General features: G+C 46.2%; 1 protein-coding gene. It reads left to right on the top strand.

Going from position 1 to position 1195, the window contains the following annotated elements; genetic code table 11:
- Positions 1-1195: transglutaminase family protein (locus KDK19_RS05050; RefSeq protein ID WP_257291478.1), on the top strand; the 1195-nt coding region annotated here is incomplete at both ends.

Here is a 1195-nt window from a genome sequence, read left to right as displayed (position 1 = left end):
GGCATAAACGCCAGTAGCGTGTTCCCCCTGACGGAAGAACAGAAACAGACGTTGAAAATGTCAGCTAACCAGTCTTATCTTCAGGCGGCTGATCAGCGGATAAGGGCGTGGAAAGCCGCTGAAGTTCAGTGTTGGCCTGCTTTCTGGCATCAGATCAGTGATCTGCTGAACCATTTTGTTGACGATTATATTAACGAAGCCTCAGCGGTTGGTGGTGATAAGGCTCCTGTACATGATCTGCCACAAGGCCACGAGAAAGAGGCATCAGCATCAGCTCAGAGGACGAACCATGAGCCACAACCTGTCAACGAAACGTTGATTATTGGTAGTGATAAGGCTCCTGAAAAATACATTCCGGCAGTTCACATGGAACAGGCTCCGTTATTGAGTCATTTAACGGACTATGAGAACCGGAAGAAGCCAAAAAGAGTCAATCACATAATTTTTGATACGCAGAACTATTCTTCCACTGATTACCGGCGGTGGACAGGGGATATTTATGTGACTGCAGAGGGCAATGTCAAATGTATCAATATCAATGATCAACACATGCAAGGGGTCGAAGTTCTCATACCTGCCCGGTTGCCAGAGCATGATCAGGAATTGACATTAGCCAAAGACCAGACGCTGGCAACCTTTGAGATGAAATCAAGAAATGGTCAATATTACTTACCCAGCCTCACGGTCAACGACTATATCGTAGCCCTGCGCATGGAGCCCGAGTTGCCATTTGCTCTGGTCAGGGATCGATATACCGGGCTTCACACACTCTCTGTTCCAGAGTCGGGAGTCAGCCAGAAAATTAAATTTGCTTATGTCGCAGAGTCCAGAGAAGCAGGCAAAAAAACATGTGACGAGGTAGTCGGACCAGCACAATCAACACGTTTTGACGTCCGCTGTTCAGAAGGTATGAAAACAGTACTGAAGGGAGTGTTAGAGAACATTAAGCAACAACCACCTGAAATACAAGCGCCTTTGCAGAAAATAAAAGACGCCAAAGACCCAGAGCAACGAATTGAGGCAATCACAGACTATTGCCGACAGTTTTCCGGTAAAGCTAAACCAGATTGTCATGAGAATTTCTTTAAATTTCTGGTAAAAGAACGGCAAGGGAGCTGCCGTCATCGTGCGCCTGTTTTTGTTGCTTTTTGTCGTTATTTCGGGATTCCATCCCGGGTAGTGAATAGTTATATCC

The sequence above is a fragment of the Endozoicomonas sp. ONNA1 genome, assembly GCF_024606325.1.
Lineage (GTDB): Bacteria > Pseudomonadota > Gammaproteobacteria > Pseudomonadales > Endozoicomonadaceae > Endozoicomonas_A.
The sequence above is the reverse complement of the archived record's forward strand: the minus strand, read 5'-3'. Positions and strand labels throughout refer to the sequence as shown.